The organism is Rhizobium aethiopicum (assembly GCF_014197535.1).
GTDB classification, from domain to species: domain Bacteria; phylum Pseudomonadota; class Alphaproteobacteria; order Rhizobiales; family Rhizobiaceae; genus Rhizobium; species Rhizobium aethiopicum_A.
Genome location: NZ_JACIFV010000020.1, coordinates 48307 through 74278, shown reverse-complemented (window position 1 = coordinate 74278; position 25972 = coordinate 48307). Strand labels below are relative to the sequence as shown.

Here is a 25972-nt window from a genome sequence, read left to right as displayed (position 1 = left end):
CATGGTGACCACGAATAACCTCAAAAGTTACTTCGACAAAGCCCGCCGGTTCGATCAGGACCGGATGATCCAGGTCGAGCGTTCCGCCCGCATCGCTTGGTTCGTCGCTGCTTGCGCCGGCACGCTTGCTGCCGTTTCCGTCTTTGCCGTTGCCGGCCTCACTCCTTTGAAAACCGTCGAGCCCTTCGTCGTGCGGGTCGATAATTCCACCGGCATCGTCGATGTGGTCTCGGCGCTGACATCCACCGCCGGCACCTACGACGAGGCCGTCACCAAATATTTCGCGGCCAAATATGTCCGCGCCCGCGAGGGCTACGTCTGGAGCGAGGGCGAGGAGAATTTCCGCACCGTCGCCTTGCTGTCGACGCAGCCGGAACAGACTCGATTTGCCGCAGTCTACCGCGGCAGCAATCCCGATTCCCCGCAAAACATTTATGGCCGCAGCGCCACGTCGCGGATCAACATTGTTTCCATCTCGCTGATCAACGCCAATGTGGCATCCGTCCGCTATATGAGGACCGTGACCCGCGGTGACGAGGTGCGCACCACGCACTGGGTTGCGACCCTGACCTTCTCCTATGCCAACGCTCCGATGTCCTCGACCGACCGGCTGACCAATCCGCTCGGCTTCGTCGTCAGCGAATATCGCGCCGATCCGGAGACCATCAATTGAGACCGCACTTTCTCCTTCCGCTCATCCTGGCCACCGGGTTTTCATCAGCGGCGCTCGCCCTCGAAACGCCACGCGGCGCCGCACAGGACAGCCGCATCCGTTTCGTCGATTACCAGCCCTATAACATCACCAAAGTCGTTGGAACGCTCCGGTCTTCGGTGCAGGTCGAATTCGAAGCCGACGAGGAAATCGCTCATGTCGCCCTCGGCAACAGCGTTGCCTGGGAAGTGGCGCCGGCCGGCAACATCCTGTTCCTGAAGCCCCGGGAAAACCAGCCGGTGACGAATATCTCGGTCGTGACGACACGACGGGACGGCTCGACCCGCAGCTATCAGATGGAGCTTACCGTCCGTGACGGCAGCGTCGACGCCGGTCAGAACACCTATTTCTATGTGAAATATCGCTATCCTGCTGATGATGCGGAGCGGCGCCGGCAGGAAGCAGCTGCGCGCGCGCAGGCGGCCCAGGCCGGTGAGGCCGATCGCGTGCTTGCCCTTCACGAAGCCTATGGACCGCGCAACTGGCGTTATTCCGCACAAGGATCCCAGGCGCTCGAGCCGCAAGCGGTCTATGACAACGGCAAGGTCACCACCTTCGCCTTTGCCGGCAACCAGGAAATGCCGGCAATCTACATGGAAAATTCCGATGGCAGCGAAAGCCTGGTCCCGAAGTCCGTCGACGGCAATCTCGTCCTCGTTCACGCGATCAGCCGCAAGTTCATCCTGCGCCGGGGCGGCGACGTCCTCTGCGTGTTCAACGAAGCTTACGATCGCGTCGGCATCAATCCCGAGACCAACACGACGTCACCATCGGTCGAGCGCGTCGTCAAGGCGCCGCCCGGCGCGGCGCAATAGGAGGTGACATGGCCGAGGAAGAGATTACCCAGATCCCGGGCGAGCGCGCCGAGACGTCGGCCGGCGGCCGCCTCGACAATAACCCGATCCTCAAACGCGGCGCTGTCGCCTTGGCGATCGTCGTCTTTGTCGCCTTCGCGCTCTGGTCGATGCGAGGGCAGGACAAACCGTCAGACGGTGCCCAGCAGGAGCGGGTCGTCATCCGGCAGACATCGGAGTTCGAACCGGCGAAGGAGCCAGAGCCGGTGGCGACACCGCCGCAGGTCCAGCTGCCGACGCCTGTTGCCGCCGAGCAGGCGCCGACCGACGATGACAAGCTACTCGACGCTGCCCGCCGTGCACCTGTCATCGCCTATGGCGGCGGGAAGTCACCCCAAGCCCGCCGGCCGGAAGAGGAGGCTGGCGCCGAGGCTCAATCGAACTATGTCCCACTTGGATCGAACGCCGCCGGCAACCTTGGCGGCCAGGGCGAAAACGAGGACCAACGCTTCAACCGCATGCTGATGCCGACCCAACTGCAGGGATCGCGTGCCGGCACTTTGGGCAATCGCGATTTCATCGTCGCCATGGGGACATCCATTCCTTGCGTTCTCGAAACCGCGCTCTCCTCCGATCAGCCAGGGTTTACGAGCTGCGTCATCAGCCGGGACGTTCTCTCAGATAACGGCCGCGTGGTGCTGATGGAAAAAGGCACGCAGATCGTCGGAGAATATCGCGGCGGCATTCGGGGTGGACAAAAGCGTCTGTTCGTTCTCTGGAGCCGGGCAAAGACGCCGAAAGGCGTGATCATCACTCTGGCGTCGCCTGCAACCGATGCGCTTGGCCGGGCCGGCATCGACGGTTTTGTCGACACCCATTGGTGGGAGCGGTTCGGCAGCGCAATGCTCCTGTCGATCGTCGGTGATGCCAGTTCCTATGTCAGCAGCCGGCTGGAGGACAGCGATGTCGAAGCGCGAGATACCACCAGTGCCGGTCAGCAGGCCGCGGCGGTCGCCGTCGAGCAATCGATCAACATTCCCCCGACGCTCATGAAACATCAGGGCGAGCTCGTTTCGATCTTCGTCGCCCGCGACCTCGATTTCTCCAGCGTCTATCGGCTTCGTGTGACCGAGCCCCGCAACCGCATCTACGACCACGCTGTGCTTGGGGATTTCAGCCCCTCCTCGAAGCTCGTGACAAAATAGGTTCGGCAATGACTGAAGCTGCCGACGCCGGCGTCGTGCGCGAACTGCTTTCGCCGCTATCACGCTTCCTGCGTGACAAGACCCTCTATGAGGTCATCGTCAACCGGCCAGGGCAGGTTGTCACGGAGGGGAGACAGGGATGGCAGACCTATGAGATGCCCGAACTCTCTTTCGACAGGTTGATGCGTCTCGCCCGCTCGGTCGCGAGCTTTTCCAATCAGGCGATCGACCAGACGCGACCGATCCTGTCGGCGACGTTGCCGGATGATGAGCGGATCCAGATCGTCATCCCGCCGGCAACGACGAGGGGAACCGTCAGCATCACCATCCGCAAGCCGTCCTCCGTGTCGCTGACCCTTGAGGATCTCGATCATGGGGGATTGTTCGCCGATGTTTTGCGGGTCGACGGCGACGGGAGCCGATCGGACCAAAGGCTGTTGGAATACTATCGCATTGGCGCCTACAAAGCGTTTCTCCGGGAGGCGGTGTTTGCAAGAAAGAACATCATCATCTCCGGCGCAACCGGGTCGGGAAAAACAACTCTATCGAAAGCGCTGATCCGCCACATTCCGCAAAGCGAGCGGATTATTTCGATCGAAGACACTCCGGAACTGGTGGTCCCGCAGCCCAACCACGTTCGACTGTTCTATTCCAAAGGCGGCCAGGGATTGTCTAAAGTCGATGCGAAGGATCTGCTGGAATCCTGCTTGCGCATGCGGCCCGACCGCATCCTACTTCAGGAGCTCCGAGACGGCACGGCATTCTACTACATCCGCAATGTCAACTCCGGCCATCCTGGCTCCATCACCACCGTCCATGCCGACTCCGCCCGCCTCGCCTTTGAGCAGCTGACTTTGCTGGTCAAGGAGTCGGAGGGTGGTGGGGACCTCGAACGGCACGACATCCGCGAGATGTTGACGATCGCGGTCGACATCATCATCCAATGCAAGCGTATCGACGGCCGGTTTCGGGTGAGCGAGATCTACTATCGAGACGCCACGACTGACCTCGGCCGCTCTTCGTCGGATCGAGCTTAACGGGTTGCTTCCGGGCCTCTAACAATTCTGTCGGTCTCGACCGTCAGTCCAATTGTGCTGCCTTCTCACGCAGGACCACTGAAAACGCGCGGAGCCCCTGATGGTCCAGTGCATCAATGAATTCGTGAACCGCCGGCACCGTCTTGCGTAAATTCAACCGGGCGTGCCTGATGCTGTCGATCAATGCGCTCGAAAAGGTGGAATGGAGGCCCACGAGGAAATTGTCTGGCGATACGCAGGTCACCCCATGAGGCCGAAGGTCCGCGGCTGGGAAATCCTTGAGATTCCACGTGACAATCACAGAAGCCTTTCCGGCGATGGCTGCAGCTAAAACATGACGATCATCCGGATCCGGTAGCGAGAGGTCGGGGATGAGAATTCGGCGGTTGCCGACATCGGCATCGGGCAAGACTTTTTTGATCCGATCACGGGTCGCTTCCAGACGGGGGAAGGGTATCTCGGGTGAGCCGATGGCCAGATTGCGAATCCACTCGGCGTGGATGTCGTCGGTCCAGCGTGCGTCGACGAGACCGTCGAAAGCACACTGGACCAAGACATTACGCAAATGGAAAGGGTAGAGGACGCAGGCATCATAGACCGCGACAGGCGGCTTAGAGGCCATGATTGACGATCAGATCCTCTGTGTCCTCGGCCAGCGCGTCGAGGCTTTTCTGGCGAGCATCGAGCTTGGCCTTGAGCGAGAGAACATCCTTCAACTTGGCTCGGCGGTGCTTGCCGACATAGCGGAAGGGCAGATCGCCGCGATCCATGCGCAGCACCACGAGAGGACGTGAGATGCCGAGGATGGTGGAGGCGTCGGTCGGGCTCAATTCCTGATCTTCCGTGAGCACGGCAACACGCTTGCCGCGCAACAGATGATCGAGGAGTGCTTCGACAGGCGCGAGAGCCGAGGCTGGGAGAGAAAGGGTTTGAAGTTGTCCACTTTCACGGCGAATCCGTAGTTCCAGTTGGTCGCCCTCCGCCAGATTTGGCATAGGCGCGACGGCCTTGCGGTCGCGATCCGACAATTTGGTAAATTGAAGAACATGGCTGGTCATGGCGAACACCTCTGACCATGTATATAGGGCAAGTCGCTCATAACTGCAATAACTGAAATATCCTCCGCTTTCCATCTCCGATTTCCGGGTGCCATAGGAGCGCGCGGCGAACGAGCTCGACCCGCCAACTTGAAGCGTGGGTTACCGCCAACGGCAAGCGCTCCGCTTCCGATGTGATCGTGCAATGCAAAGGGGCCGCCTCACCAACTATGCAGAAAAATAGGGCCGCTGGAAAACCAGGGCCCTTTAAGGTGTGAAGGTCAATAACCTCCAGAGGGGAACAGCTGATACGATGGCACTGGGAGGAAAACCATCGACTGCATCAACTGGAGGCAATATGCTCATATTTTGACCGCTTGGTAAAACATTTTTTGTGCAGTGCAGCTATGCAGAAATGGCAGAGAGTTCTCTGGGCCGATTTGACCGGGATATAGCTTCACGCATTCGAGATCGCCCGGGCGATGGCTTCCTTTTAGGGCGCCTACGTCGCTGACCAAGGAGGCTGGTGTGGATCATGGCAGCCGCGGCATTTCGCCGTCGGCCACACGCCAGATCCACGGCGTCATCTCGGCTCTCGCGGCGATCATCTCATTCAGTGCAACGTCATAGTCTTCGTCGGCCTTCGTCGGAACGATGAACATGGCGATCGGCGCTGGCTTTGCCTCCGGTAAGGTCACGGAGGCAATCGGCTGGTCGCGCGAAAGATCGAACCGGAGTCCTTTCACGCTTCTTCGCTTCAGGCTTGAGAGCCGCTCCAGGAGACGCTGTTCATGGATGGTTTCGAACGGGATCCAGTTCTCGTTGACCACCATCAGCGCCACTTCCTCGACCGAAGCTATCCCCGCTCCCGAAATGCCGAACGTGGCGATGACGATGAGATGAAACCCCTCGTTGGATCGCCACAGTTCCAGTTCGGTTTCATATCGGGCATTCAACCGTTTCCACGCACCCTCATCGAGCATGAAGGGGAAAGGCAGGTGGCGCACCAGCATCTTCTGGCCATCGCGCGCTGAGGAAAATTCCTTTACCTCTCCGACGGTCATCATCAGTTTCCGCGGACCGGGACCGGTTAACTGGGCTCCGGCCAACATCGCTGCGCGCCTGGCGGAGATCCCTTCCTTGTCCTCCTGATGAAACACTTCCGGCACGAACAGGATGTCGCTAAGCGGACCGCCGCGGACAATCATCTGTCGCGCTGCGTTCAGCAGGCTGCTGCGGACGCGACCCCAGCCGCGTCTCCCAGCCCACAGCGCCGTCCATTCAGTCAGTTCCCCTGTCTCCCAGAGATAATGGAGCATGGCCTTGAGCGACAGCTTTTTCGGATCGTTTCGCACCGTTTCCGACGGCTCCGAAGATGAGGCCGAAGCCGATCGGTTCCCTCGTTTCGACAGCGAGAAATCGAGTTTCAGCACAGCCGCGCCCGTCGCTGCGTCGATCTGGATGGCATTGCCGATCAATGGACCAAGACCCGACAGCTCATATGGCGGTTCATAGGATGGGCAGCCGGGATCGTGATCTCGTCCTGAAAGCGGCATCCGTTTGATCAGGAATTGGCCATCCATCCGGGCGATATACATCGGCACCGGCGGTTGCCGACACGGGCAAAGTGGCCTGAGCTTCTGTTCGTAAGCGCGTTCGAGCTGCGGCAGAAACTCTGGAGAACTGTCGTCGAACGCCTGGTTGCCGATCAAAAACTGTCGCACGTCGTTCCTCCCTTGCCTGGCCAAAGGCTGATCGAGCCGTAAAAGGAAGGCGTAGCATGAGCTTCGCGGACTTTACTAGCGCAAAATAGTTAGTATGTAAATGTTACGGCCGCTGGGGCCGATTTCAACGCCAAGGCAGGAAAGAAGATACGTGCATTCCAGCCTCCAAAAATTAAAATTAACGATCATGATAATTAGAAGTCAACGGTGCGTTGATTAGAAGTCAGCCGGTCAAAATGTAGAGGCTGCGCCAGCATGAAGTGAGTTCTAATCGCGTGCTACCCAGCCCTTCGAGCCGGCCGGCACTGAACCGCCGATCACCTTGCCGCCTTCCGACTGCCCGATGGCTGCCGGCGTCTCTACATCGCAGCTGACGCCGATGCGGCCGGCCGGCACGTATCGAGGGATTGAGCTACCGCGCCCAGGCGCTGGGGATCCTGCCGCTAGTGCTTGCCCCGGAGTTCGGCGACTTCAACGAGGATCTGCGCCGGCTCAGTCCGGAACGGCTCATCGCTAATCTCAGGGCGCAGCTCGTTCTGAAACGCTCTGGCCTTTCTGCCCGCATGATCGAGCCGGACGGGGAAGGTGAGGGCGTGAGGGCCTACAGGATGGCAGGTCTCTGCCGGTCGCCGCACGGGTAGGCGCCCGCCCGCGGGCCTGCCGAGAGGCGACCCTTACCATGCGGCGGGCGGGCCTTCAGCGGGTCGCTCAGGTTTCTTCCCCTGGCTTGGGCCGCGTGCGGCCCGCCATTCCTGGCACAAGCCCCGCCCCGCCTCGTCCCCAACCGACCGTTTCATCTACGAGATGCAGATCTACGGCCATCGCCCCTTCCAGGATGAACCGGACCCGCGTCCGCTGCCGGAGGAGCCGGTCGTCCAGTCGGCGCTGACCGCCATGTTCGATGCTCTATTCGAAATGCTCGGCGATACCCGCCTGGAGCCCGATCTCGAAGACCTCCTGTGGTCGACGGTCAATCTCTTCCACCGCGCCGGCGAGCGCATCCAGCGGGAGCTTCAGCGTAATGAGGATAGCCAACGCAACGGTCAGCGCGAGCAGGACGGCTCGGAGGTCAAGAGTGTCGAGTTGGAGCGCCTCGTTGCCGAAGGCATCACGCTGCTTGAGCGCCGCAATGCCTTCGAGTTCATGCGCGCCTATGCGGGCGACCACTTCGAAGCCAATGCGGCTCGGCATGGCGGCCGCGGACGGGCTCCAAGGTCAGCCACGCCAACATGACCGCGGCGATGATCGACTCCAGAGACTTTCCATCCGCCCGCCGGCGCGCCGAGACCGAAGTGCTGATCCCGGCAGGCACCAAGATCGCCTTCGGCGGCGGCATCGACTACAATGATCACGAACGAATCTGGGCGAAACTCGATCAAGCCCTCGCCAAATATCCCGACATGGTGCTGCTGCACGGCGGCTCGCCGAAGGGCGCCGAACGTATCGCTGCCTGCTGGGCAGAAGCGCGCAAGGTGATACAGATCGCCTTCAAGCCGAATGGACGAAGCACGCCAAGGCCGCACCGTTCCGCCGCAATGACGACATGCTCTCGGTCATGCCGGCTGGCGTCGTCATCTTCCCCGGCTCCGGCATTACCGGAAATCTTGCCGACAAGGCCCGCCGACTTGGCATCTCCGTTTTGGCAAGCGGCGGGAGATGGCGCGTAAGCGCCATCTGTCCATACGGCTGAAGGAGATGCTTGCATTTCGCAAAAATTGTGTACACATTTGCCGCTGAAACGGAGCTTCGCCATGACCCAATCTCGGCAGCAGATACCATCTCCCCGCCGTGTCGGCGTGCGGGAATTTCGCGGCAACCTGACGTCTTTCCTCAAGCAGGTCGAAGACGGCCAGCGGTTCGTCCTGACGTCGCATCACAAGGTTGTCGCCGAAATCGGCCCGCCGTCAGCCGGCGTCGTCATGCGGAAACCAGGCGCGTTGCGCGGAAAGATCAAAGTTGCCGATGACTTCGATGGTCTGCCGGCGGATGTTCTGAAGTCCATGGAAGACGGGACGTGAGGCTGCTGCTCGATACACATGCCTTGCTGTGGTGGCTGAACGACGACGAGAAGCTAGGGAACCATGCGCGTCGCCTTATTGGCGATCCCGAGAATGATGTCCTCGTCAGTGCTGTCTCCCTTTGGGAAATCACTGTGAAGCTGCGCATCGGCAAACTTGATGCCGATATCGAAGAGATTGTTGCGATTTTGCCGGATCAAGGTTTCGACCGGCTGGATATCTCGGACGCGCATCTTATCGCTCTCGCTGCTCTTCCACTTCATCACCGCGATCCTTTCGATCATCTGCTCATGGCGCAAGCCGTGGCGGAGGGAGCGTATTTGGTTTCGGACGATCAAAATGTCGCGCTTTATGGCATTCCGTTTGTGACTTGCTCCGATCCTGTTGCCTTGTGATCTCACCGAGCTTGGCTCCGCGGATGAAGCCGGCTCAGATCGTTCCGGTTGCGTGTTTGCCAATGGCGATGTACCTGGCGACCCATCGGCGGCTCAGGTGCTTGGGAGCGGGCACGTTTGGGGAAGATCACTCATTCGACGCCCGCGTGAACAGCTTCACCCGGGATTGGAGCATGGTCTGCAGACGGCAATGCGGTGCCGCGGCGACCTCGCCGATCAGCAGAAATGTTATCGAGGTGCTCACAGCCTGCCGCAGCCGGGAGCGGGCGAGGGTATTATGTTGATCGACATGCGGGCGAAGCGTCCGTGGAGTGTGCGGCCAATATCCCCAGTGCTTGGACCGGGGGCCATGGTTGTTGTCTCCTTCGATTGCCCCGAACCATTCCCGTTTTATATCGCTCGTATAGACGACCGCCTGCTTTGGCGGCCAACCCCTGAAGGGGTAAGACTCGCCCGAAATTTTTGCAAAATTCGATTTCGGTTCGTTTATCCTGGTGGAAAATAGAATTTTGCAAAATTTTCAGGCGAGCTGACCGCAGCAGGTCGGCCGTCTCTTCGTGCGCCATCGGGAATGGTCCCGAGCAACCGGAGACAACAACCATGGCCACCACGATCGCAACGCTCACGCAGAAGACCGACGGCATCCTCGAAGGCGTCTTCGCCACGATCCGGGTCAACGCCCCGATCGCCATCGTCCCAAATGCCAGCAAGGCAAGCGAAGAAGCGCCCGACTACCGCGTCATTCACCGCAAGACGGGCTTCGAGATCGGCGCCGCCTGGAACCGCATCGCGCGGCAGACCGGCGAGGAATACCTCTCAGTGAAGCTTGAGGCTCCCGAGATCGGTGTGATCTTCGGCAATCTCGCACCGGCACCCGGCGGCGATCCTAGCAAGAAGGTGATCCTCTGGAACAGCCCGAACTGAAGAACAAAGCGAGCGGCCCCGAGCAATCGGGGCCGGCTTCGCCGTATCTCAGGTTTTGCGCGCAATAGCGGGATTGAAAGCGGGCATCGAGCCCGCCTTCAATCCTCCTGTCGTGCCACACGAGACCAAGGACCCTGTCTGCTCAGATACTTGAAGTCTGCCGTGAGGCTCGTGCCGCCTCAAGGACTTCGCGGCCCCTCCAATTTTCAGCCGGCGCCCTGAAGGGCACCGTCAGAAAATCGGTTCCTCCGCTCGCCGGCTCCGCCGGTCGCTGACGCGATCCTTGACCCGGCCCGATCCTCACGACCCCGGGCGTCATCTTTCACATTTCAGGAGACGACGACGATGACGATTGCACTCGAAATTCAGGTTGAGGAACTGCGGGCCGAGCTCAGGAACGCCGATCCGGCTGAGCGCCGCCAGATCGAAGCGGAGCTGGAGATCGCTCGGGCCGAACTGAGGGTAGCGATCGCCGAGCAGGAGGGCGCCATCGACGCCGCGCCACCCTTCTGAGGCGGCGTTTGCCTCCTCGCCTGGGCCGGCACGCCGGATCGACCGGCGCGTCGACCCGAAGCTGCGCTTCACGCCGATAATTACCGGCAAGGACCAGGAAGACTTCCGCGGACAGCCCGGACCGTGGGTTCCCGTCCGACATTTGTGTTCGGCCTATAGCCGCGCGCCCGTTTTGATCGGAGAAGTTCGAGGAACATACGGACTGCATCCTCCTCTCTGTCGAAGTGATGCACCATGGCTTGTCCGATCGTTCCGATGCGTCCCCATCGCCGCGTCAGGCATGGTGTGCCGAACAACGTCGGTTCGATTGCGAGCGCGTAGAAGCGCGCCATGTTTTTCGTCGCGTCCCTGCGTTCGATGTAGAGCTGATAGGGTTGAGTGAGCATGACGGAGAGTCGCCTCTTCCAGCTTTTGCGTCTAACGACACTTATGAATCGGTCGGCCCACACCGATTCATTTTTGTGATGATCGTTGAAGCCGAAGATCATGGATTTGGGCGAGCCGGCCAATCGGCGGCCGGGTGCTATTCGCTCCGCTCACGGAGCCCGAACACCGTCTCCGCCTCCGGTCACGCCCCCTCTCGCGGAATGACGTGAGCGAATTGCCCAGCCGCAGGGCGGCGGTTCTATCCTCGACACCTCCTGCCGGCTCACGCCGGAAACGGTCGCGTCCCCTTCGGGTCCGCGGGTCTCTTCTCTCTCTGACGTCCAATTTTACTCCAGCAAATCCGGCGTCAAGGACGGCGCGTCTCCCCCAATTTTTCCGCTGCTGCGTTTCACTGCGCTCTGGAAAAATCGGTTCCCCCGCTTGCGAGCCGCGTTCCGCGGTCCTTGACCCCTCTTTGCAAGAGAGTGGCCGATCTCCGTCATCAACGAAGGAGATCACATTATGACAACCGATCAGAACCTCATACTCTACACCAAGTTTGCCGGCTTCCGGCTCGTCGTCCTGGCAAACCGCTTCGGCTGCGACAGCGATTTTTCGCGAGAGCTTCACGATCGCCTGGTTGAGGGGCTCGACGCGGCAATCGATCGGATCAGCGTCATCATGGAATTGGAACGAAGTGTTCTCATCGGGGAGGATGAATTCGCCGAATATCAGCTGGAGGGCGAGATCGAGATTTTCGGGCGCTTCACTATCAATCTGCTGGACGAACTCGAAATTGATTACGACACGCATGAATTCCGCGTCAACGGCGGCGATTGGATGAGCGCTTGGGCTGCCGACGACACTGGCGTCGATATCAACTATCCTGAGCTCGTTGCGCTGATTGCGGACGAACTCGGCTCGCTGGCGCCGATCATCAAGGATATCACGTTGGCAACTCGCATCCCGGTCTATGCGGGGCGCGTCGTTTGGTCATGGTGGTAGCAGCACCATCTCACATACTGAGAGGCGACAGACGAGGTTGCCTCTCAGTTGCCGATGGCCCTCAAGTGAGCCGAGGAAGGACGGCTGCGAAGTTTCACAACAATCGCAGTAATGTTGTAAATGCTGTAAATTCCAGCGATAGCAAGGAAGCCCAATGCCGAAGCCAAGCGGGACGTATTCAACCAGTGACCTCTCACGTAAATCCGGCGACATCATCGCCGAGGCGCTGCGTCATCCGGTGACGATCACCCAGCGGAACAAACCCCGGCTGGTTCTCCTCAATATCGAAGATTATCAGCAACTGATCAGGCAGGCAGACCGACGCACCGTCGGCACTATCGAAACGATGCCCGATGAGCTTTTTGCCGAACTCGAAAACGCCGTCGACGCCTATGCCGGCGAGGACGAGGTGGGCCGCTCATAAAACCACGATCATAGCACCGGTTTGACGAAACGATTGACCTTCGCTGCCTGATCCATCTCCTTTCGCCGGAAGTAGATCGCCCGGCCGCAGCGGATCGGACTATGCCCCTGGACGATGATGATCTGCTCGTCCTTCCTCATCGACTGGGTGATCTCGTGCGGCATGATCAGCGGCCGGCGCTGGAAGTTGACGTTCTCGGATCTCCTGGATGCATTGTTCTTCGTGTCCCAGCCGATGTTGCGGGAACTGCCCTTCACCTCCACCGTCATCTCGCCACATTGCGCAGAGAGGTTGCGCGCCGTGTCGAGCGCCTTGATCGCTGCGTAAGAGGCGAAAGCGCAGCCATCGATCCATGACGTCGCGCCATCCTTCCCGAAATGCCGCTCCAACTGCCCGACCGACTGGTACATCAACATCATCGAGATGCCGTACTTGCGGCCGCGGTCGCGCGCCTCCTCGAGCACCCTCATGTAGCCGAGCAGATCGACCTCATCGAGCATGAACAGCGCCCGGCGCTGGAAGGCGCCGTCGGCCTGCACCATGGCGTTGATGAGCGAGCCGATGATCACACGAGCGATGCCCGGATAGGAGCGCAAGATCGATGCGGAGATGTTGAGGAAGACGTCCTTCTTGCCCGAAACGATATCACCCGACTTGAAGGCATTGCCGCAGACGAGCGCGGCATAGCTGTCGAGCGACAGCCACTGGGTATCCTTCGATGCTGTGGAATAGACGCCCGAAAACGTCTGCTCGGTCATGTTGGTGAAGACGCCGAGCGTTTCGCGGATGAAGGCCGAACCGGAATGCTCCTGAATGTCGCGCAGCATAGCGAGCACCGAGGGCTCCGGTTCGGAAACGATCTGGCGGAGACTGCGCAAGCTTCGCCGGCCCTCATATTCGGGCGAGAGCATCACATGGGCGAGCAGACCGGTCAGGAGGTTGTGCGCCTGGTTCTGGAAGTAGGATCCCGTCGAGCTTTCGAAGCGAAGGCTTTCCGACAGCAGCATATGGGCAATGCCGACGATGTCCTCTTCCTTTTGCTTGGATGCTTCGATCCCGTCGAGCACGTTGAAGCCCATGATCGGGTTCGTCGGATCGAGCACCATGACCTCGCGCCCGAGCGCATTGGTGCGGTGCTCGACGACCATGGGCGCGACCTCAGTGGAAGGATCGAGGCAGATCATGGGTCCGGTATATCTGAGCGCCGTCGGCACGACGTTGCTGGTCGTTTTGTATCCGCCCGATCCCGCGAAAAACAGCATATGGGTGGAATCGAAGTCCTGTCTGTAGGTGAGCAATGGCGCCTTCCCGCCCTGTCCCCATGTGCTGCGATCGTTTACATCGAAGGGAAGCGCATGGATGATTTCCTTGTCGACCCGATAACGCTCGCCGACCACGATTTCCCCATCCGGCGGGAACAGCTTTCCTGCTGCCGTCATGGGCAGCCAATCGGCATCTCCAAATATTCCACGCCGGGCACGTTTTATTTCATCTGGGACGACGACGGAGATGCGGGCCGACATCGCCACTGCCATGAAGCCGGCGACGGCGGCGATGACTGCGACCATATCAAGATAGGACAGCGCTCGATCCCATGTGATCACTTCGGCCTGCACAGCAGGTGCAAGCCGGCCGAATTCGCGCAGCGCATAGAACGCGGCAACACCGAGAAAATACAAAAGGCTTGCCATGGCGACCGGCCTTCGCCGATGCAGCGGCAAGGCCCAAACTGTCAGAAGTCCGGCAAGAGGTCCGAACAGTAGAGGCGGCACAGGTGCTGCGCGCAGGAACCAGTGTTCTATCTTCCCGGACATGCCGGCGGCGAGTCCCGGCCATCGCCAGCCAACAATGTAGATTGTGATCGTGGTGACGGCGATCGGTACCAAAACGAGTAACAGGCTCGGATGCGGTTTCCCTCTTAGGCCCATCTTACTTTCTCCTCGAGATGCGATGAACCGTTCCTCAGAGAGGAGACCTTGAAAGCCTCTTCGCCGATATCGCGCAGCCGCCGATGCTCGATGGAGCCTGGGACGAGCCTTGCCATTTCTATGAGGCCGCCGAGCAGGAACGCCCGATCCGCCTTCGATAGCCCGGCTTTGACGACGATCCCGCCGAGCAGGATCTTTTCGCGCGTGTCGCGCTTGCGGTCAGCCGTCATGTGGAACCTGCCCCTGCGCTCCAGCGCCGCTATCTGCTGGTCGACGCGTTTGAGGAGTGGGGCCAGCGGCGCCTTTCCTTTCCCCCTTCCGAAATCGCGCGGCGATTTCCTCGATGATCCGATCGACCTCCTCGTCGGCGATCTCCATCTCCGCCAGCCCGGTTCTGGTCGCGGCGCGGGCAAACCGCTCGGCCGATTTAACTATCAACAATCGTTTGCGTTCGCGCAGCTTTTCGATCTGGGCGTCGAGATCGGAAATCGATGATTTTGTCGCCATTCCTGGTTCCTTTTCTGCTTTGATGTCGAAGGTGCGATTATACTAACTAGAATAAAACAGTAAAATGCGCTACCGTGCAACCAGAAAAGCGGCATCGGCCCTTCGGTCCGATCTGTTTGAGGGCGCAATATACGTCGCTGTCGCGACGTGCTTGGGCCAGTCTGGAGACGCCAGTGGCGATCATGTTCGTCAGAGCGCAGGTGATCAGCAGGGGATCGGGACGCAGCATCGTCTCGGCTGCCGCCTATCGCCACCGCGCCCGGATGATGGACGAGCAGGCGGGAACGTCGTTCAGCTATCGCGGTGGGGCGGGCGAACTGATGTATGAGGAACTGGCGCTGCCGGATGAGATCCCGGATTGGCTGCGGTCGGCGATATCAGGTCAGTCCGTCAGCAAGGCCAGCGAAGTGTTTTGGAATGCCGTTGACGCCTTCGAGACGCGGGCAGATGCGCAGCTCGCCCGCGAACTGATCATCGCGCTGCCGGAGGAGCTGACGCGGGCCGAGAATATCACGCTGGTGCGCGAATTCGTCCGCGACAATCTCACCTCGAAAGGAATGATCGCCGACTGGGTCTATCACGACAAGGACGGCAACCCGCACATCCACCTGATGACGACGCTCCGGCCGCTGACGGAGGAGGGGTTCGGGGCAAAGAAGGTTCCAGTGCTTGGTGAGGGTGGCAAGCCGCTGCGTGTCGTCACGCCGGACCGCCCGAACGGCAAGATCGTCTACAAAGTCTGGGCGGGCGACAAGGAAACGATGAAGGCGTGGAAGATCGCCTGGGCGGAAACGGCCAACCGGCATCTGGCGCTGGCCGGACATGACATCCGCCTCGACGGTCGCTCCTATGCCGAACAGGGCCTCGACGGCATCGCGCAAAAACATCTCGGGCCGGAGAAGGCGGCGCTGGCGAGGAAGGGCAGGGAGCTCCACTTCGCGCCGGCCGATCTCGCCCGCCGCCAGGAGATGGCCGATCGGCTGCTTTCAGAGCCGGAGCTTTTGCTGAAGCAGCTCGGCAATGAACGCTCTACCTTCGACGAGAGGGATATCGCCAGGGCGCTGCACCGTTATGTCGACGATCCCACCGATTTTGCCAACATCCGCGCCAGGCTGATGGCGTCGGACCAATTGGTCATACTGAAGCCGCAGGAGATCGAGGCAGAGACAGGAAAGGTGTCGGAGCCCGCGGTGTTTACGACGCGGGAGATGCTGCGCATCGAATACGACATGGCGCAGTCGGCGCGGGTTTTGTCGGAGCGTCGCGGCTTCGGTGTTTCCGAGCGGAATGTGACGGTGGCGATCGAACGCGTGGAGAGCGGCGATCCAAAGAATCCGTTTCGGCTCGATGCAGAGCAGGTCGATGCTGTCCGTCATGTCACCGGTGATGGTGGCATTGCCGCTATTGTAGGCCTTGCCGGCGCCGGCAAATCGACGCTGCTTGCTGCCGCACGTCTTGCCTGGGAGAGCGAGGGACACCGGGTGATCGGTGCAGCCCTTGCCGGCAAGGCCGCGGAAGGGCTGCAAGACAGTTCCGGCATCAAGTCGCGGACGCTTGCCTCCTGGGAACTGGCCTGGGCCAATGGGCGCGATACGCTCCATCGCGGTGATGTGCTGGTGATCGACGAGGCCGGCATGGTGGCCTCGCAGCAGATGGCCCGTGTGCTGAAGATTGCCGAGGAGGCTGAGGTAAAGGTCGTGCTGGTCGGCGATGCGATGCAGCTGCAGCCGATCCAGGCCGGTGCTGCCTTCCGGGCAATTACCGAACGCATCGGCTTTGCAGAGCTTGCCGGCGTGCGCCGCCAGCGTGAGGCCTGGGCACGTAATGCCTCGCGGCTGTTTGCCCGCGGCGAGGTCGAGAAGGGCCTCGACGCCTATGCCCGGCATGGCCATCTGGTCGAGGCAGGGTCACGCGAGGAAACGATCGATCGGATCGTCTCCGACTGGGCTGCTGCGCGCAGAGAGGCAATAGAGCGATCAACGTCTGAGGGCGGGGATGGCCGCCTTCGCGGTGATGAACTGCTGGTGCTCGCCCACACCAACGACGATGTTCGCAAGTTGAACGAGGCGCTGCGATCGGTGATGACGCAGGAGGGAGCGCTTGGCGAAAGCCGCAGCTTCCGGAGCGAGCGGGGCGCACGGGAATTTGCCGCCGGCGATCGGATCATCTTCCTGGAGAACGCCCGCTTCCTTGAGCCGCGCGCCAAGCACTCCGGGCCACAGTATGTGAAGAACGGCATGCTCGGCACCGTCGTTTCCACCGGCGACAAGCGTGGAGATCCGCTGCTTTCGATTCTGCTCGACAACGGCCGCAAGCTCGTCTTCAGCGAAGACAGCTATCGCCATGTCGATCACGGCTATGCCGCAACGATCCACAAATCGCAGGGCGCCACCGTCGATCGCACCTTCGTGCTGGCAACCGGGATGATGGACCAGCATCTGACCTATGTGTCGATGACGAGGCATCGCGACCGCGTCGATCTTTATGCGGCCAAAGAAGATTTTGCGGCAAAACCTGAATGGGGACGCAAGCCGCGTGTCGATCATGCCGCGGGTGTGACCGGCGAGCTTGTCGAAACCGGCCAAGCCAAATTCCGGCCTGATGACGAGGATGCCGACGACAGCCCTTATGCCGACGTCAGGGCGGACGACGGAACCGTCCATCGGCTTTGGGGCGTGAGCCTGCCGAAGGCACTCGAGGAGGCCGGCATCCAGGAAGGCGACACCGTGACGCTCAGAAAGGATGGTGTCGAGCGGGTCAAGGTCCAGATTGCCGTAGTCGACGAGAAGACAGGTCACAAGCATTACGAGGAGAGGGAGGTCGATCGCAACGTCTGGACGGCCAGTCAGGTCGAGACCGCTAGCGCACGACAGGAGCGCATCGCGCGGGAAAGTCATCGGCCGGAACTCTTCAATCCGCTCGTCGAACGCTTGTCGCGCTCCGGTGCCAAGACGACGACGCTCGATTTTGAGAGCGAGGCCAGTTACCGCGCACACGCGAACGACTTCGCCCGGCGCCGCGGGCTCGATCATCTCTCTTTGGCCGCAGCCGAGATGGAGCAAAGCCTTACCCGGCGCTGGGCGTGGATTGCCGCAAAGCGGGAGCAGGTGGAAAAGCTCTGGGAGAGGGCAAGCGTGGCGCTCGGCTTTGCCATCGAGCGGGAACGGCGGGTCGTCTACAATGAAGAGCGGAGCCAGACGATGGTCGAAGCGACGTCCAGTGACGCGCGAACTGCATCCCACTCCGTCTCGGGCGCAAGTGCTGCTGAAACACGCTATCTGATCCCGCCGGCCACGTCCTTTGTCAGCAGCGTCGAGGAGGATGCGCGGTTGGCGCAGCTTGCGTCGCCGGCCTGGACGGAGCGGGAGGTGATCCTGCGGCCGCTGCTGCAGAAGATCTACCGGGATCCGGATGCAGCGCTCGTCTCCCTGAATGCACTGGCGTCGGATATCGGGGTCGCACCCCGCAGGCTCGCCGACGACCTTGCGGCAGCCCCTGGTCGGCTTGGCCGGCTGCGTGGCTCCGAGCTGATCGTCGACGGAGGCGCGGCGCGTGAAGAGCGCAATCTCGCTGTCGCGGCCGTGAAGGAACTGCTTCCGATGGCCCGTGCCCATGCGACCGAGTTCCGCAGGAACGCCGAACGGTTCGTACTGCGCGAGCAGACGCGCCGCGCGCATATGTCATTGTCGATCCCGGCGCTCTCCGAACGCGCCATGGCACGTCTGATGGAAATCGAGGCGGTGCGCCGCCAGGGCGGGGACGATGCCTACAAGACGGCCTTTGCGCTTACCGCCAAGGATCGATCGGTGGTGCAGGAGATCAAGGCGGTGAGCGAAGCTTTGACGGCCCGCTTTGGCTGGAGCGCATTTAGCGCGAAGGCGGATGCGATCGCTGAACGCAACATTGTCGAGCGCATGCCGGAGGACCTCACGGATGAACGGCGCGGAAAGCTGACCCGCTTGTTCGACGCCGTGCGACGCTTTGCCGACGAGCAGCACCTCGCCGAACGTCGGGATCGTTCGAAGGTCGTCGCCGGCGCCAGTGTTGTTCGGGGCCAAGAGACAGAGAACGGACCGGGGAAGGAGAATGTCGCCGTGCCGCCGATGCTTGCTGCCGTCATCGCGTTCAAGACGTCGGTCGACGATGAGGCTCGATTGCGGGCGCTCTCCAACCCTTTCTATCGCCAGCAGCGTGGCGCATTGGCCAACGCGGCAACGACAATCTGGCGCGATCCGGCTGAAGTCGTCGGCAAGATCGAGGAACTTCTCCAGAAAGGTTTTGCCGCCGAGCGCATTGGAGCCGCGGTGACCAACAATCCTGCCGCCTATGGTGCCTTGCGTGGTTCGGATCGCCTGATGGACCGGATGCTGACCTCTGGCCGAGAGCGGAAAGAGGCTGTGGCGGCCGTGCCGGAAGCTGCAGCGCGCCTGCGCGCGCTCGGTGCGGCCCACCTCAATGCCCTCGATGCCGAACGCCAGGCTATCACGGACGAACGGCGGCGCATGGCGGTTGCCATTCCAGCTCTTTCGAAAGCTGCGGAAGAGGCGTTGGCGCACCTGACGGTCGAGGTGAGCAAGGACAGCAGGAAGCTGAGTGTTTCCGCCGCTTCCCTCGATCCGGGCATTGGCCGGGAGTTTGCCGCTGTCAGCCGAGCGCTCGACGAGCGCTTTGGTCGCAATGCCCTCGTCCGGGGTGACAAGGATCTTGTCAACCGCGTGCCGCCGGCGCAGCGTCGAGCTTTCGAGGCGATGCAGGAGCGGCTGAAGGTCCTGCAGCAGACTGTCCGTCTGCAGAGCAGTGAGCAGATCATAGCGGAGCGGCGCCAAAGGGCTGCTAGCCGCGCTCGCGGCATCAACCTCTGAGACTCGAAGAAAAGCGGGGGGACGAAATGGTTGGTCGATTGGAAAAGCACTACGACCCGATTGTCCCGAGATCGATCTTCCTTTGGGTGGCGGAGCGGTCGAAGCTACTGTTCGTCCGTTCCGCAGCGGTCGTTGTAGAGGCGATTGCAGGTTTCACCAGATCGGGTGCCGTCTGCGTGAAGCCACTCTATAGCCCCCTCGGACACGGACGTGGCCAGAAACAAGCCTGCTTCCAGCAGCGCGCGGATGCCACAGAAAGTGACGAGGTCTCGCGCTGAGACCGTGAAGAACAGGCTTTCACTGGTCGGCCTTATGATCGCGCCTCCACCTTCGAAAGCTAGAAACCTGTCAGGTCCCACGGAGACGAGGGATTGGTAGAAGTTCTCGATTTGCGTGCAGATCTTGTCGGCAACGTGCTGCGTGCGCGTGATTGCGACACACGCTTCGGCGACGTGCACGCACTTTGGAACATCTTCCTCACCCGCGAATGATGGCGCTCGTGGCAGGACCAGATGCGCGTTGCACGGCGGGCTCAGCTCAACGAAGTGACGGACTTCGCCAATCGATTTCTTCATGCTGTTCCTGCCTATTTGGAGAAAAAAGGCTTTTAGAGGTGGCAAAGCGCTGAGGGCTGCTCAACGTGATGGAGCGCTTTCTGCTGACGCGAACGTTGTTCCAGTTGAGGCTCGTGAAGACGTGACGCAGTTGCGCTTACGCGACGGTGAAGATGAGGAATCGCTAAAGGGTCCAAGATCGCCCCGATAGCCGCCTTGCTTCGGATTCCGGGTAAAGGCGGTAGGGAAGGTCCGCATAGACATATTCTGCCGGAATCGCGGGTGGGGACAGCTTCGATAGGAACAGGTCGAGATTCTCCCGACTGTTGCTGGAGACAAGCGTGTAGAAATTGCCGCTGTTCCAGGTGACGAATGAGTGTCCAAAGAACCGGCGTAGTGTTTCGCTCATCTCCGAAAGGGTGACTTCGTTTCGATCCATTCGCGTTAGCACCGTCTCTTCCTTGGCGCGAATATCTGACGCGCTGAAGAAGCGAGCTTTGAAGCTATGGTCCTTCTGGCGTTCCCGCCGCCGATATTCCTCGGCGTCTTCATGCCTGAACTTCTCGACGAACATGAAGAGCCCGTTGGTCTTGAGATGCTGCGAGACGAAACGGATCTGATCGAAGCGATTTGGCGAATACATCTGGAAAGTCGTGTCCTCGAGGATGATATCGAAACCGCTGCCAAACTTTCGGAGCTCCACGTCTTCTTGGACCCTTTGCGATGTCAAATGATGAAATGGTCCGTGAAAAAACATGGCGTGAGGAGGAACGCCATAGGCATAGAAGCTTCTAAGGTTCTCGACGTTGGGACTGCAGGACAGTGTTTCTATCTTGCCATTGCCAAGTTCGCCGATCACACGAGCCATCGTCCCCTCGGCTGTACCTAGCGTGTAGAGCTGCAGTTGACCCTTTCTGGCGCGCGCGTATTTGAGGATCGCGCTGCCTATGCGGCACTCCTCTTCGAGGCGGTAGGGTATGCTGCTCAGGTAGTGCTTATCGAATGGACCTTGGCGCAGCGGATGAAGGGCTGAAAAGCGCCTGAACGTCATGTCCACTGGGAACAAGCGGCGATCGAGCTCAGGCGGACGGATAGGCATTCCGGCCTCACCGGATGCGGTGGTCGAAAAAAACTCAGAAAGCTCGTTAAGGCGAGGGGCACGGTCGCACTCCTCAATGAAGTCGGCAAATTCACACATGCGAAAGCCTGCCTTTCTCTCGCACCATCGCGTTTTTGGGATTCAGGAGGGAAATCGCGCATCCTGAAAAGATTGTGCCGTCAGCGATGATGTCGGCAGAAGATGATCGCGAACGTCATGTTTTCGCATCCACGATTTTGATTGGTTTTCATGAAATTGACATGAAATTCGACCTGAGGTTAAAGCCTGGCTTGTTGACAACTTGGGGTGAGGTAGGGTCGCTACCACACCGGTTTTTCAAGGGAGCAGCCGGTCGAGTGAGGATCGTTCCAACAATTCAGCCCGAACGGATGAAGAAGTCACAAGGGGAAACCATCCTTCACCAACGAGGCCTTTGGAGCCATGCCAGCGCCGACGTCGTTCGCCGGCGCGGTCTGGGGCGACAGGTTATCGACGTTGTCGCGGATGACCACCTGATCTTCCTCAACATAAGGGGTACCGCGGCATCCGGCGAAAACTTCCTGGACGGACGAAGAGTCGAGTTCAGTCCGCGCCCAGACGGCTCGCTCGTTTATATTCCCCCCGGCTGCCATTGGACCGGTTGGGATGAAGGGGATGCTGAGGGTTGTTATCTTATGATAACCGTGACGCAGGATTTCTTCTCCAACCTTACGACCAAGCTGCCGCGCACCGGCACCTTACGTCCGGAGCTTGGATTTCGAGATCTGCCGATTCAGTGCTTGGCGCGGCAGATTGCCGGAGAACTTTCACACGACGATTCCATGGGAAGTCTGATCGTTGAAGGGCATCTTGCGGCCATCTTCGGACTTCTGCAGCGCCGCTCCGGCACAACTGGCAGAGTGTCTCGAGGAGGACTGGCGCCTACGGTTCTCAAGCGGGTGATAGGGCGAATCGAAGCTCACATCGATCGACCTCCGAGCGTGCGCGCTCTGGCTGAAGAGGCGGGATTGACTTACGAGCATTTTTCCCGCGCTTTCAAGCAGTCGCAAGGCTCGACGCCATATGGCTTCTATAACCAGCGCCGTCTTGAACGCGCGACCGATCTTCTCCGCACGACTGCGATGAGCGTGACTGAGATCGCAATCGCCTGTGGCTACGCCAGCGGGAGCCACCTCTCGACCAGATTTCGCCGGGAGACGGGATTTTCACCTGCCGAGTATCGGGCGCTCTGGAAGGAGTAACCTGGTTCTGAAAGAGAGATAATATCAAATTCATGAAAGCCGCCAGCTATTCAGAGGAATAGCATGTCCTCACGAAGGCCAGTAGGAGTGTGGATGAAGTGGGCGCATCGGTCAGCAGCGGCATAGGGCGGTATGGCGCTCGCGGAATCTATCTCTTCTGTGTGCTGACGTCGGCCACGGGACGCAATGCCTACTTTGCGACGGCGGCATGGATCGCCACCGATGTCAGCAAGAGCGCGAGCGCTCTTGCCATCCTTTTGGCGCTCGGCAATGCCGCCGAGTTACTCACCAGCAATGTTGGCGGCGTTCTGGTTGACCGATTTGACCGTCGCCTCGTCTGTATCGCTTGCGATTTGTCAAGGTTGATCCTCATATTTTCAACGGGTATTGGTCTCTCGTTCGGTGACCCACTTGGTGTTCTTTGCCTATCGTGGACCATCTTCGCGTTCATCGACAGAACCTATTCGACTGCGCTGCAGGCCATCATTCCAGACATCGTGCGTCCTAAGAACCTCACTTCATTCAATTCGGCGTCTTATATTGCGATGCAGGCGGGCAATCTCATCGCCGCTATCGTCACCGGTTACAGCTTAAACGCCATCGGGATGAATCTGACGTCGGTCTTGCCTGGCGCCTTTTTCGCCCTATCACTGTTGGGGCTGCTGGCACTGATCGGCCGCCAGCCGCCTTCTCGTTCTCGATCGGATTTGCAGGCAAAGAGCATTCGTCGGATGGATCTGTTGCCGACGACCTTCGTCGTTCACCCACTGAAGACCATCGCCGTCATGTATGCGTTGACCTATGCGATGGGCATGCTCGTGAGTGTATTGGGCGCCGCATATGTCACCCGCGAACTCAAGGGGTCAGCGCTAGAGTTCGGTTATCTCGAGGCAGGTTGGGCCCTCGGTTCGATTGCGGGCTGTTCAACCCTTCTTCTCAGAAGGGCGCGTTCGCGACGACAAAGCATCCTCTTCCAGTCGGCGCTCGCTGGCATTGTTCTGTTGGGCTTTCCTGTTTTCCAGAGCTTTTTGTCCGGGCTCGTTCAACTGGTGTTGCTTGGCTTCTGCTACAATGTCACGCGGATCCTGATCGATGTACGGGTTCAATCGACCGTTTCAATTGACATGTTGGGGCGGGCGCGAAGCCAGATCCACACGATCTGTGTTTCGATAGGGCTTCTTGCGTATGGCATCATCGGGACGATCGGAGACGCAATTCCACCTTCGGGGATTTTCGGCCTCTTCGGGGCGCTGATGGTGACCGTCGCGCTCTTCTTTCACTTTAACATGGATCGGGGAGCGCCGGTGGAAAGGCGGTTCGTCTGAGGATGGAGACGTCGCCCAATAGTGACCTGGTTTCAAAAGGTGAGGTGTTGGCCCTCATTTTTGAATTATTCCCTTGGTTGCGTCAGTTTGAGCAGGCAACGCTGAACGACTACGCAAAGGCGGCCTTCTCGGTTGGATCGGATCGATCGGGGTGCGTCGCGCGAAGCCAGGCAATGTCTTTATTGCGGTCACGCGTGGCGGCCGTCGCGCAACGTCAGGGTTATTCAGCAGAAGCCGCATCGCGCTTTCAAACCGAAATCGAAGTCGCTCCGGTGCTGCAGTGTGGCCCCCACCTCCACCTGTTGATCGAGCCTGACGCCTTTTACACCCATCTGTTCTCCCTGATGGGACTTCGCGCGCATGGCAGGACATCCTATATCTCCTACGCTTGCTCGACAGTGAAGTTCGTAGAACGCGGTCGCAAGGGTCCGGCCTGGCTCCACGTCGATGGCGATGCAGTCAATGTCTTCGGGCTGTCGCGCAGCAAAATGATCCCCTACAGCATTCTTGGCAGAAACGGCTGCTACAGATTCCATCTTCAAAACGTCGACAGGCCCGGTGATGACTCGGAGGCAATTTCCTACTTGCGAGACCTTTTGCCTCTTGGCGAATTCCAGTCGGCGGCAGAGGCGCTCAAAGCGGCAAATCTTTGCCTCTGGAAGCGGTATTCTGAGAGCCAGGTGGACTTTCTTCAGCTTGATGATAGCGACGTTGCCGATCTGGTCGCGGACCACCTTTCCGATGGCCGGTCCTGGCTGCGAGCCTCGTTGATCGAGGACCGAGCATTCGCGATGCGCCTCATCCATTTCATCGATCAACTCGCTGACACGGCTTGGCGAGGCTGGCTGAAAAACTCGACGCATTTTTTCTGGGGCTGCATTGAAGGGCGGCTTTTTCCACTTTGGCTGGATGGCAGGGTCCTCCGGTCGAAGGAGACAGATGATGTCTGTGTTGAACTCTCGCCGCCAAGTCTTGTGGAGGCCCTGAGAACTGGCCGGATCGTTCCGAACCTTCTGCTGATGTTCATCGTAACGTCGATCCTGCCTGGCGTGCGTGTCCTGGGTGGAAGTCGGCATACGATCTATTATCCGTTGATGCGCTGGGCATTCTGCGAGGCGTTGAGGAACAACCATCGTGACACACAGCTTCTCAACGCACTGTCAAAGGACGAACGGCCGGGGGTTTGGGGCCATCGCATCATCTCCTCGCCGTGCGAGCCATTTTCGCTGTTGAATGCTTTTAGCCGTGGGGGAATTGAAACGCTTCTCGAGCAGTTCGGAAAGATGAGCATTATCGACGCTTGCGGGCCCCTTTCCAGCTTCACCCAGGACCCCCTATGGGCGGAGCTTGCGGTGGCCTATTCCTCAGGGAGAGTGGGCAGACAATCCTCCCAATGGGCGTTCCGCTGATCGCACCTCCTTTCGTTTTCTGACCACTTTACCGCCCAAAGCGTGACCTCTCGCTTTTGAGACAAGTGTCCGCGCGTAAAGCGAAGCTATTGAATCTTGTAAAGAATTCGGTTGCGCGGCGGGCGGATTTCAACTACCTTTGGCAGCGAGGCAGTACGCGCTGCCTTGGGGATTAGAACCCCCTGTTAGCGGTTGGTGTCGGCCGATTCGGCACCACACTCCTTGACCTTCGGTCGAGGAGCCTGTGGCGTATGTCCAGGTTCCTCGGAACTAAAGGCCACAGGGCCGTCTAGCACGGTGTTCTAACTCCCCGATCAGTGGGTTGAGCGAGTTATTCCGCGGGGGCGCACCGCGTGAAACTCTCCATCGGGGTGTCCACCATGAAGCGCTATGCAGCAGCACAGGTCCGGACTTCGAGGCCTGCGCAAGCCGAACAGTCGAATTTAGCGCGCGAGTTGGTGCATCCAGTTGATCGGCATGTCGGACAGCAAATCCGTATCCGCCGAATGCAGTCGAATGTATCCCTAGGGGATCTCGGCGCCGGCATCGGGGTGAGCTTGCAGCAGGTACAAAAATATGAAAGCGGCAAGAACCGCGTCAGCGCTTCGATGCTCTACGAGCTTGCCAATTGCCTCAAGATCCCTGTTTCGAGGTTTTTCGAAGGCCTTCCAGATCCCGAAACCACTCAGGGCCAGCAAATCATAACAGAGATCGATGAGAAGATTGCCTATATTTCCACGGCGGAGGGACGGCGTCTGATAGACGACGTTTTGCTCCTTTCTCCGCGTGTGCGCAGCCGGGTCGTTGCCCTCGTCAGCTCGATTGTCGATGAAGAGATGGAAGAACAGAAGGACGTTTCCCCATGAAAAGACCAACAAGAGCGCGGCCGCAAA

The 25972-nt window shown here is 59.7% G+C and carries 24 protein-coding genes and 2 pseudogenes; 17 read left to right on the top strand and 9 right to left on the bottom strand.

Translation table 11 applies throughout. From position 1 onward, the window contains the following. Position 1: 1 nt before the first annotated feature. The 4 genes from GGD53_RS23090 to virB11 are packed head-to-tail and all read left to right on the top strand — an operon-like array spanning position 2 to position 3748. Positions 2-673, top strand: coding sequence for a virB8 family protein (locus tag GGD53_RS23090; protein WP_008535994.1), 672 nt, complete (start codon positions 2-4; stop codon positions 671-673). After that, entirely contained in the window at positions 670-1527 is an 858-nt protein-coding gene (gene virB9, locus GGD53_RS23085; RefSeq protein ID WP_184459127.1) for a P-type conjugative transfer protein VirB9, read from the top strand. Before GGD53_RS23090 ends, virB9 begins: the two co-directional genes overlap by 4 nt. A gap of 8 nt (positions 1528-1535) precedes the next feature. Continuing rightward, positions 1536-2711 carry a type IV secretion system protein VirB10 gene (virB10, locus tag GGD53_RS23080; protein WP_184459126.1) on the top strand — a complete coding sequence of 392 codons (1176 nt, stop codon included), beginning with the start codon at positions 1536-1538 and terminating at the stop codon, positions 2709-2711. 8 nt (positions 2712-2719) lie between these two features. Continuing rightward, on the top strand, positions 2720-3748 hold the full coding sequence (gene virB11, locus GGD53_RS23075) for a P-type DNA transfer ATPase VirB11 (RefSeq protein WP_037146974.1): 1029 nt from the start codon (positions 2720-2722) through the stop codon (positions 3746-3748). 43 nt (positions 3749-3791) lie between these two features. Here the strand turns inward: virB11 and GGD53_RS23070 are convergent, their stop codons facing one another. From GGD53_RS23070 to GGD53_RS23060, 3 genes are all read right to left on the bottom strand, one after another. After that, complete coding sequence (locus GGD53_RS23070) at positions 3792-4370, bottom strand: PIN domain-containing protein (protein WP_008536010.1); 579 nt, start codon at positions 4368-4370, stop codon at positions 3792-3794. Continuing rightward, entirely contained in the window at positions 4360-4881 is a 522-nt protein-coding gene (locus GGD53_RS23065; RefSeq protein WP_008536011.1) for an excisionase, read from the bottom strand. Before GGD53_RS23065 ends, GGD53_RS23070 begins: the two co-directional genes overlap by 11 nt. 437 nt (positions 4882-5318) lie before the next feature. Next, complete coding sequence (locus GGD53_RS23060) at positions 5319-6509, bottom strand: DUF1173 domain-containing protein (RefSeq protein WP_037146978.1); 1191 nt, start codon at positions 6507-6509, stop codon at positions 5319-5321. Between the two features lie 309 nt (positions 6510-6818). On the opposite strand from GGD53_RS23060, the pseudogene GGD53_RS31960 reads away from it, so the two are divergent. From GGD53_RS31960 to GGD53_RS23030, 6 genes and pseudogenes are all read left to right on the top strand, one after another. Then, a pseudogene (locus GGD53_RS31960) lies at positions 6819-7076 on the top strand (toprim domain-containing protein); the annotation flags it as partial. 90 nt (positions 7077-7166) lie between these two features. Further along, positions 7167-8176: pseudogene (locus tag GGD53_RS23050) on the top strand (DUF2493 domain-containing protein). Positions 8177-8260: 84 nt separating this feature from the next. After that, positions 8261-8527 (top strand): type II toxin-antitoxin system Phd/YefM family antitoxin, encoded by a 267-nt coding sequence (locus GGD53_RS23045; protein ID WP_004676093.1) that lies wholly within the window; start codon positions 8261-8263, stop codon positions 8525-8527. Further along, entirely contained in the window at positions 8524-8922 is a 399-nt protein-coding gene (locus GGD53_RS23040; RefSeq protein ID WP_008536014.1) for a type II toxin-antitoxin system VapC family toxin, read from the top strand. Before GGD53_RS23045 ends, GGD53_RS23040 begins: the two co-directional genes overlap by 4 nt. Positions 8923-9522: 600 nt before the next feature. After that, the gene (locus GGD53_RS23035; protein ID WP_004676095.1) at positions 9523-9846 is read left to right on the top strand and encodes a DUF736 domain-containing protein; all 324 of its coding nucleotides are present in this window, start codon (positions 9523-9525) and stop codon (positions 9844-9846) included. A gap of 345 nt (positions 9847-10191) precedes the next feature. Further along, positions 10192-10359: a hypothetical protein gene (locus tag GGD53_RS23030; protein WP_004676096.1), complete on the top strand. Its 168-nt coding sequence runs from the start codon at positions 10192-10194 to the stop codon at positions 10357-10359. Between the two features lie 80 nt (positions 10360-10439). Here GGD53_RS23030 and GGD53_RS23025 read toward each other — a convergent pair whose 3' ends face one another. Then, positions 10440-10745: a WGR domain-containing protein gene (locus tag GGD53_RS23025; protein WP_037147023.1), complete on the bottom strand. Its 306-nt coding sequence runs from the start codon at positions 10743-10745 to the stop codon at positions 10440-10442. A gap of 502 nt (positions 10746-11247) precedes the next feature. Between GGD53_RS23025 and GGD53_RS23020 the strand changes: the two genes are divergently transcribed. Further along, entirely contained in the window at positions 11248-11730 is a 483-nt protein-coding gene (locus tag GGD53_RS23020) for a hypothetical protein (RefSeq protein WP_004676098.1), read from the top strand. A gap of 154 nt (positions 11731-11884) precedes the next feature. Further along, positions 11885-12154: a type II toxin-antitoxin system prevent-host-death family antitoxin gene (locus GGD53_RS23015; protein WP_008536018.1), complete on the top strand. Its 270-nt coding sequence runs from the start codon at positions 11885-11887 to the stop codon at positions 12152-12154. An 8-nt stretch (positions 12155-12162) separates the two neighbouring features. On the opposite strand, the gene traG is transcribed toward GGD53_RS23015, so the two are convergent. From traG to GGD53_RS23000, 3 genes are read right to left on the bottom strand one after another with little or no spacing between them, the layout of a single operon-like run. Then, complete coding sequence (traG, locus tag GGD53_RS23010; protein ID WP_008536019.1) at positions 12163-14082, bottom strand: Ti-type conjugative transfer system protein TraG; 1920 nt, start codon at positions 14080-14082, stop codon at positions 12163-12165. Beyond that, positions 14073-14312: a conjugal transfer protein TraD gene (locus GGD53_RS23005; RefSeq protein ID WP_009983795.1), complete on the bottom strand. Its 240-nt coding sequence runs from the start codon at positions 14310-14312 to the stop codon at positions 14073-14075. The genes traG and GGD53_RS23005 overlap by 10 nt, the downstream gene beginning before the upstream one ends. Further along, positions 14302-14589 (bottom strand): TraC family protein, encoded by a 288-nt coding sequence (locus GGD53_RS23000; RefSeq protein ID WP_080712064.1) that lies wholly within the window; start codon positions 14587-14589, stop codon positions 14302-14304. The genes GGD53_RS23005 and GGD53_RS23000 overlap by 11 nt, the downstream gene beginning before the upstream one ends. Before the next feature lie 173 nt (positions 14590-14762). Between GGD53_RS23000 and traA the strand changes: the two genes are divergently transcribed. Next, a complete protein-coding gene (traA, locus tag GGD53_RS22995; RefSeq protein WP_085861369.1) occupies positions 14763-19451 on the top strand; it encodes a Ti-type conjugative transfer relaxase TraA in 4689 nt (1562 codons plus the stop codon). Positions 19452-19555: 104 nt separating this feature from the next. On the opposite strand, the gene rctB is transcribed toward traA, so the two are convergent. After that, on the bottom strand, positions 19556-20026 hold the full coding sequence (gene rctB, locus GGD53_RS22990) for an SMa0974 family conjugal transfer regulator (RefSeq protein ID WP_008536021.1): 471 nt from the start codon (positions 20024-20026) through the stop codon (positions 19556-19558). A gap of 163 nt (positions 20027-20189) precedes the next feature. Next, on the bottom strand, positions 20190-21203 hold the full coding sequence (locus GGD53_RS22985; protein ID WP_085861370.1) for a class I SAM-dependent methyltransferase: 1014 nt from the start codon (positions 21201-21203) through the stop codon (positions 20190-20192). An 86-nt stretch (positions 21204-21289) separates the two neighbouring features. Between GGD53_RS22985 and GGD53_RS22975 the strand changes: the two genes are divergently transcribed. From GGD53_RS22975 to GGD53_RS22960, 4 genes are all read left to right on the top strand, one after another. Continuing rightward, on the top strand, positions 21290-22345 hold the full coding sequence (locus GGD53_RS22975) for a helix-turn-helix domain-containing protein (RefSeq protein ID WP_246717862.1): 1056 nt from the start codon (positions 21290-21292) through the stop codon (positions 22343-22345). Positions 22346-22443: 98 nt separating this feature from the next. Further along, positions 22444-23670, top strand: a complete 1227-nt coding sequence (locus GGD53_RS22970; RefSeq protein ID WP_184459124.1) for an MFS transporter — start codon at positions 22444-22446, stop codon at positions 23668-23670. Between the two features lie 2 nt (positions 23671-23672). Further along, positions 23673-25079: a hypothetical protein gene (locus GGD53_RS22965; RefSeq protein ID WP_184459123.1), complete on the top strand. Its 1407-nt coding sequence runs from the start codon at positions 23673-23675 to the stop codon at positions 25077-25079. A gap of 380 nt (positions 25080-25459) precedes the next feature. Continuing rightward, entirely contained in the window at positions 25460-25945 is a 486-nt protein-coding gene (locus GGD53_RS22960; RefSeq protein ID WP_085861374.1) for a helix-turn-helix domain-containing protein, read from the top strand. Positions 25946-25972 lie beyond the last annotated feature (27 nt).

Bases quoted from the DNA above. Each gene is read 5' to 3' on its own strand.
- GGD53_RS23090 (WP_008535994.1), top strand. From the start codon at position 2: ATGGTGACCACGAATAACCTCAAAAGTTACTTCGACAAAGCCCGCCGG.
- virB10 (WP_184459126.1), top strand. From the start codon at position 1,536: ATGGCCGAGGAAGAGATTACCCAGATCCCGGGCGAGCGCGCCGAGACG.
- virB11 (WP_037146974.1), top strand. From the start codon at position 2,720: ATGACTGAAGCTGCCGACGCCGGCGTCGTGCGCGAACTGCTTTCGCCG.
- GGD53_RS23070 (WP_008536010.1), bottom strand. From the start codon at position 4,370: ATGGCCTCTAAGCCGCCTGTCGCGGTCTATGATGCCTGCGTCCTCTAC.
- GGD53_RS23065 (WP_008536011.1), bottom strand. From the start codon at position 4,881: ATGGAAAGCGGAGGATATTTCAGTTATTGCAGTTATGAGCGACTTGCC.
- GGD53_RS23045 (WP_004676093.1), top strand. From the start codon at position 8,261: ATGACCCAATCTCGGCAGCAGATACCATCTCCCCGCCGTGTCGGCGTG.
- GGD53_RS23035 (WP_004676095.1), top strand. From the start codon at position 9,523: ATGGCCACCACGATCGCAACGCTCACGCAGAAGACCGACGGCATCCTC.
- GGD53_RS23030 (WP_004676096.1), top strand. From the start codon at position 10,192: ATGACGATTGCACTCGAAATTCAGGTTGAGGAACTGCGGGCCGAGCTC.
- GGD53_RS23025 (WP_037147023.1), bottom strand. From the start codon at position 10,745: ATGCTCACTCAACCCTATCAGCTCTACATCGAACGCAGGGACGCGACG.
- GGD53_RS23020 (WP_004676098.1), top strand. From the start codon at position 11,248: ATGACAACCGATCAGAACCTCATACTCTACACCAAGTTTGCCGGCTTC.
- GGD53_RS23015 (WP_008536018.1), top strand. From the start codon at position 11,885: ATGCCGAAGCCAAGCGGGACGTATTCAACCAGTGACCTCTCACGTAAA.
- traG (WP_008536019.1), bottom strand. From the start codon at position 14,082: ATGGGCCTAAGAGGGAAACCGCATCCGAGCCTGTTACTCGTTTTGGTA.
- GGD53_RS23005 (WP_009983795.1), bottom strand. From the start codon at position 14,312: ATGACGGCTGACCGCAAGCGCGACACGCGCGAAAAGATCCTGCTCGGC.
- GGD53_RS23000 (WP_080712064.1), bottom strand. From the start codon at position 14,589: ATGGCGACAAAATCATCGATTTCCGATCTCGACGCCCAGATCGAAAAG.
- rctB (WP_008536021.1), bottom strand. From the start codon at position 20,026: ATGAAGAAATCGATTGGCGAAGTCCGTCACTTCGTTGAGCTGAGCCCG.
- GGD53_RS22985 (WP_085861370.1), bottom strand. From the start codon at position 21,203: ATGTGTGAATTTGCCGACTTCATTGAGGAGTGCGACCGTGCCCCTCGC.
- GGD53_RS22975 (WP_246717862.1), top strand. From the start codon at position 21,290: ATGATGTCGGCAGAAGATGATCGCGAACGTCATGTTTTCGCATCCACG.
- GGD53_RS22965 (WP_184459123.1), top strand. From the start codon at position 23,673: ATGGAGACGTCGCCCAATAGTGACCTGGTTTCAAAAGGTGAGGTGTTG.
- GGD53_RS22960 (WP_085861374.1), top strand. From the start codon at position 25,460: ATGAAGCGCTATGCAGCAGCACAGGTCCGGACTTCGAGGCCTGCGCAA.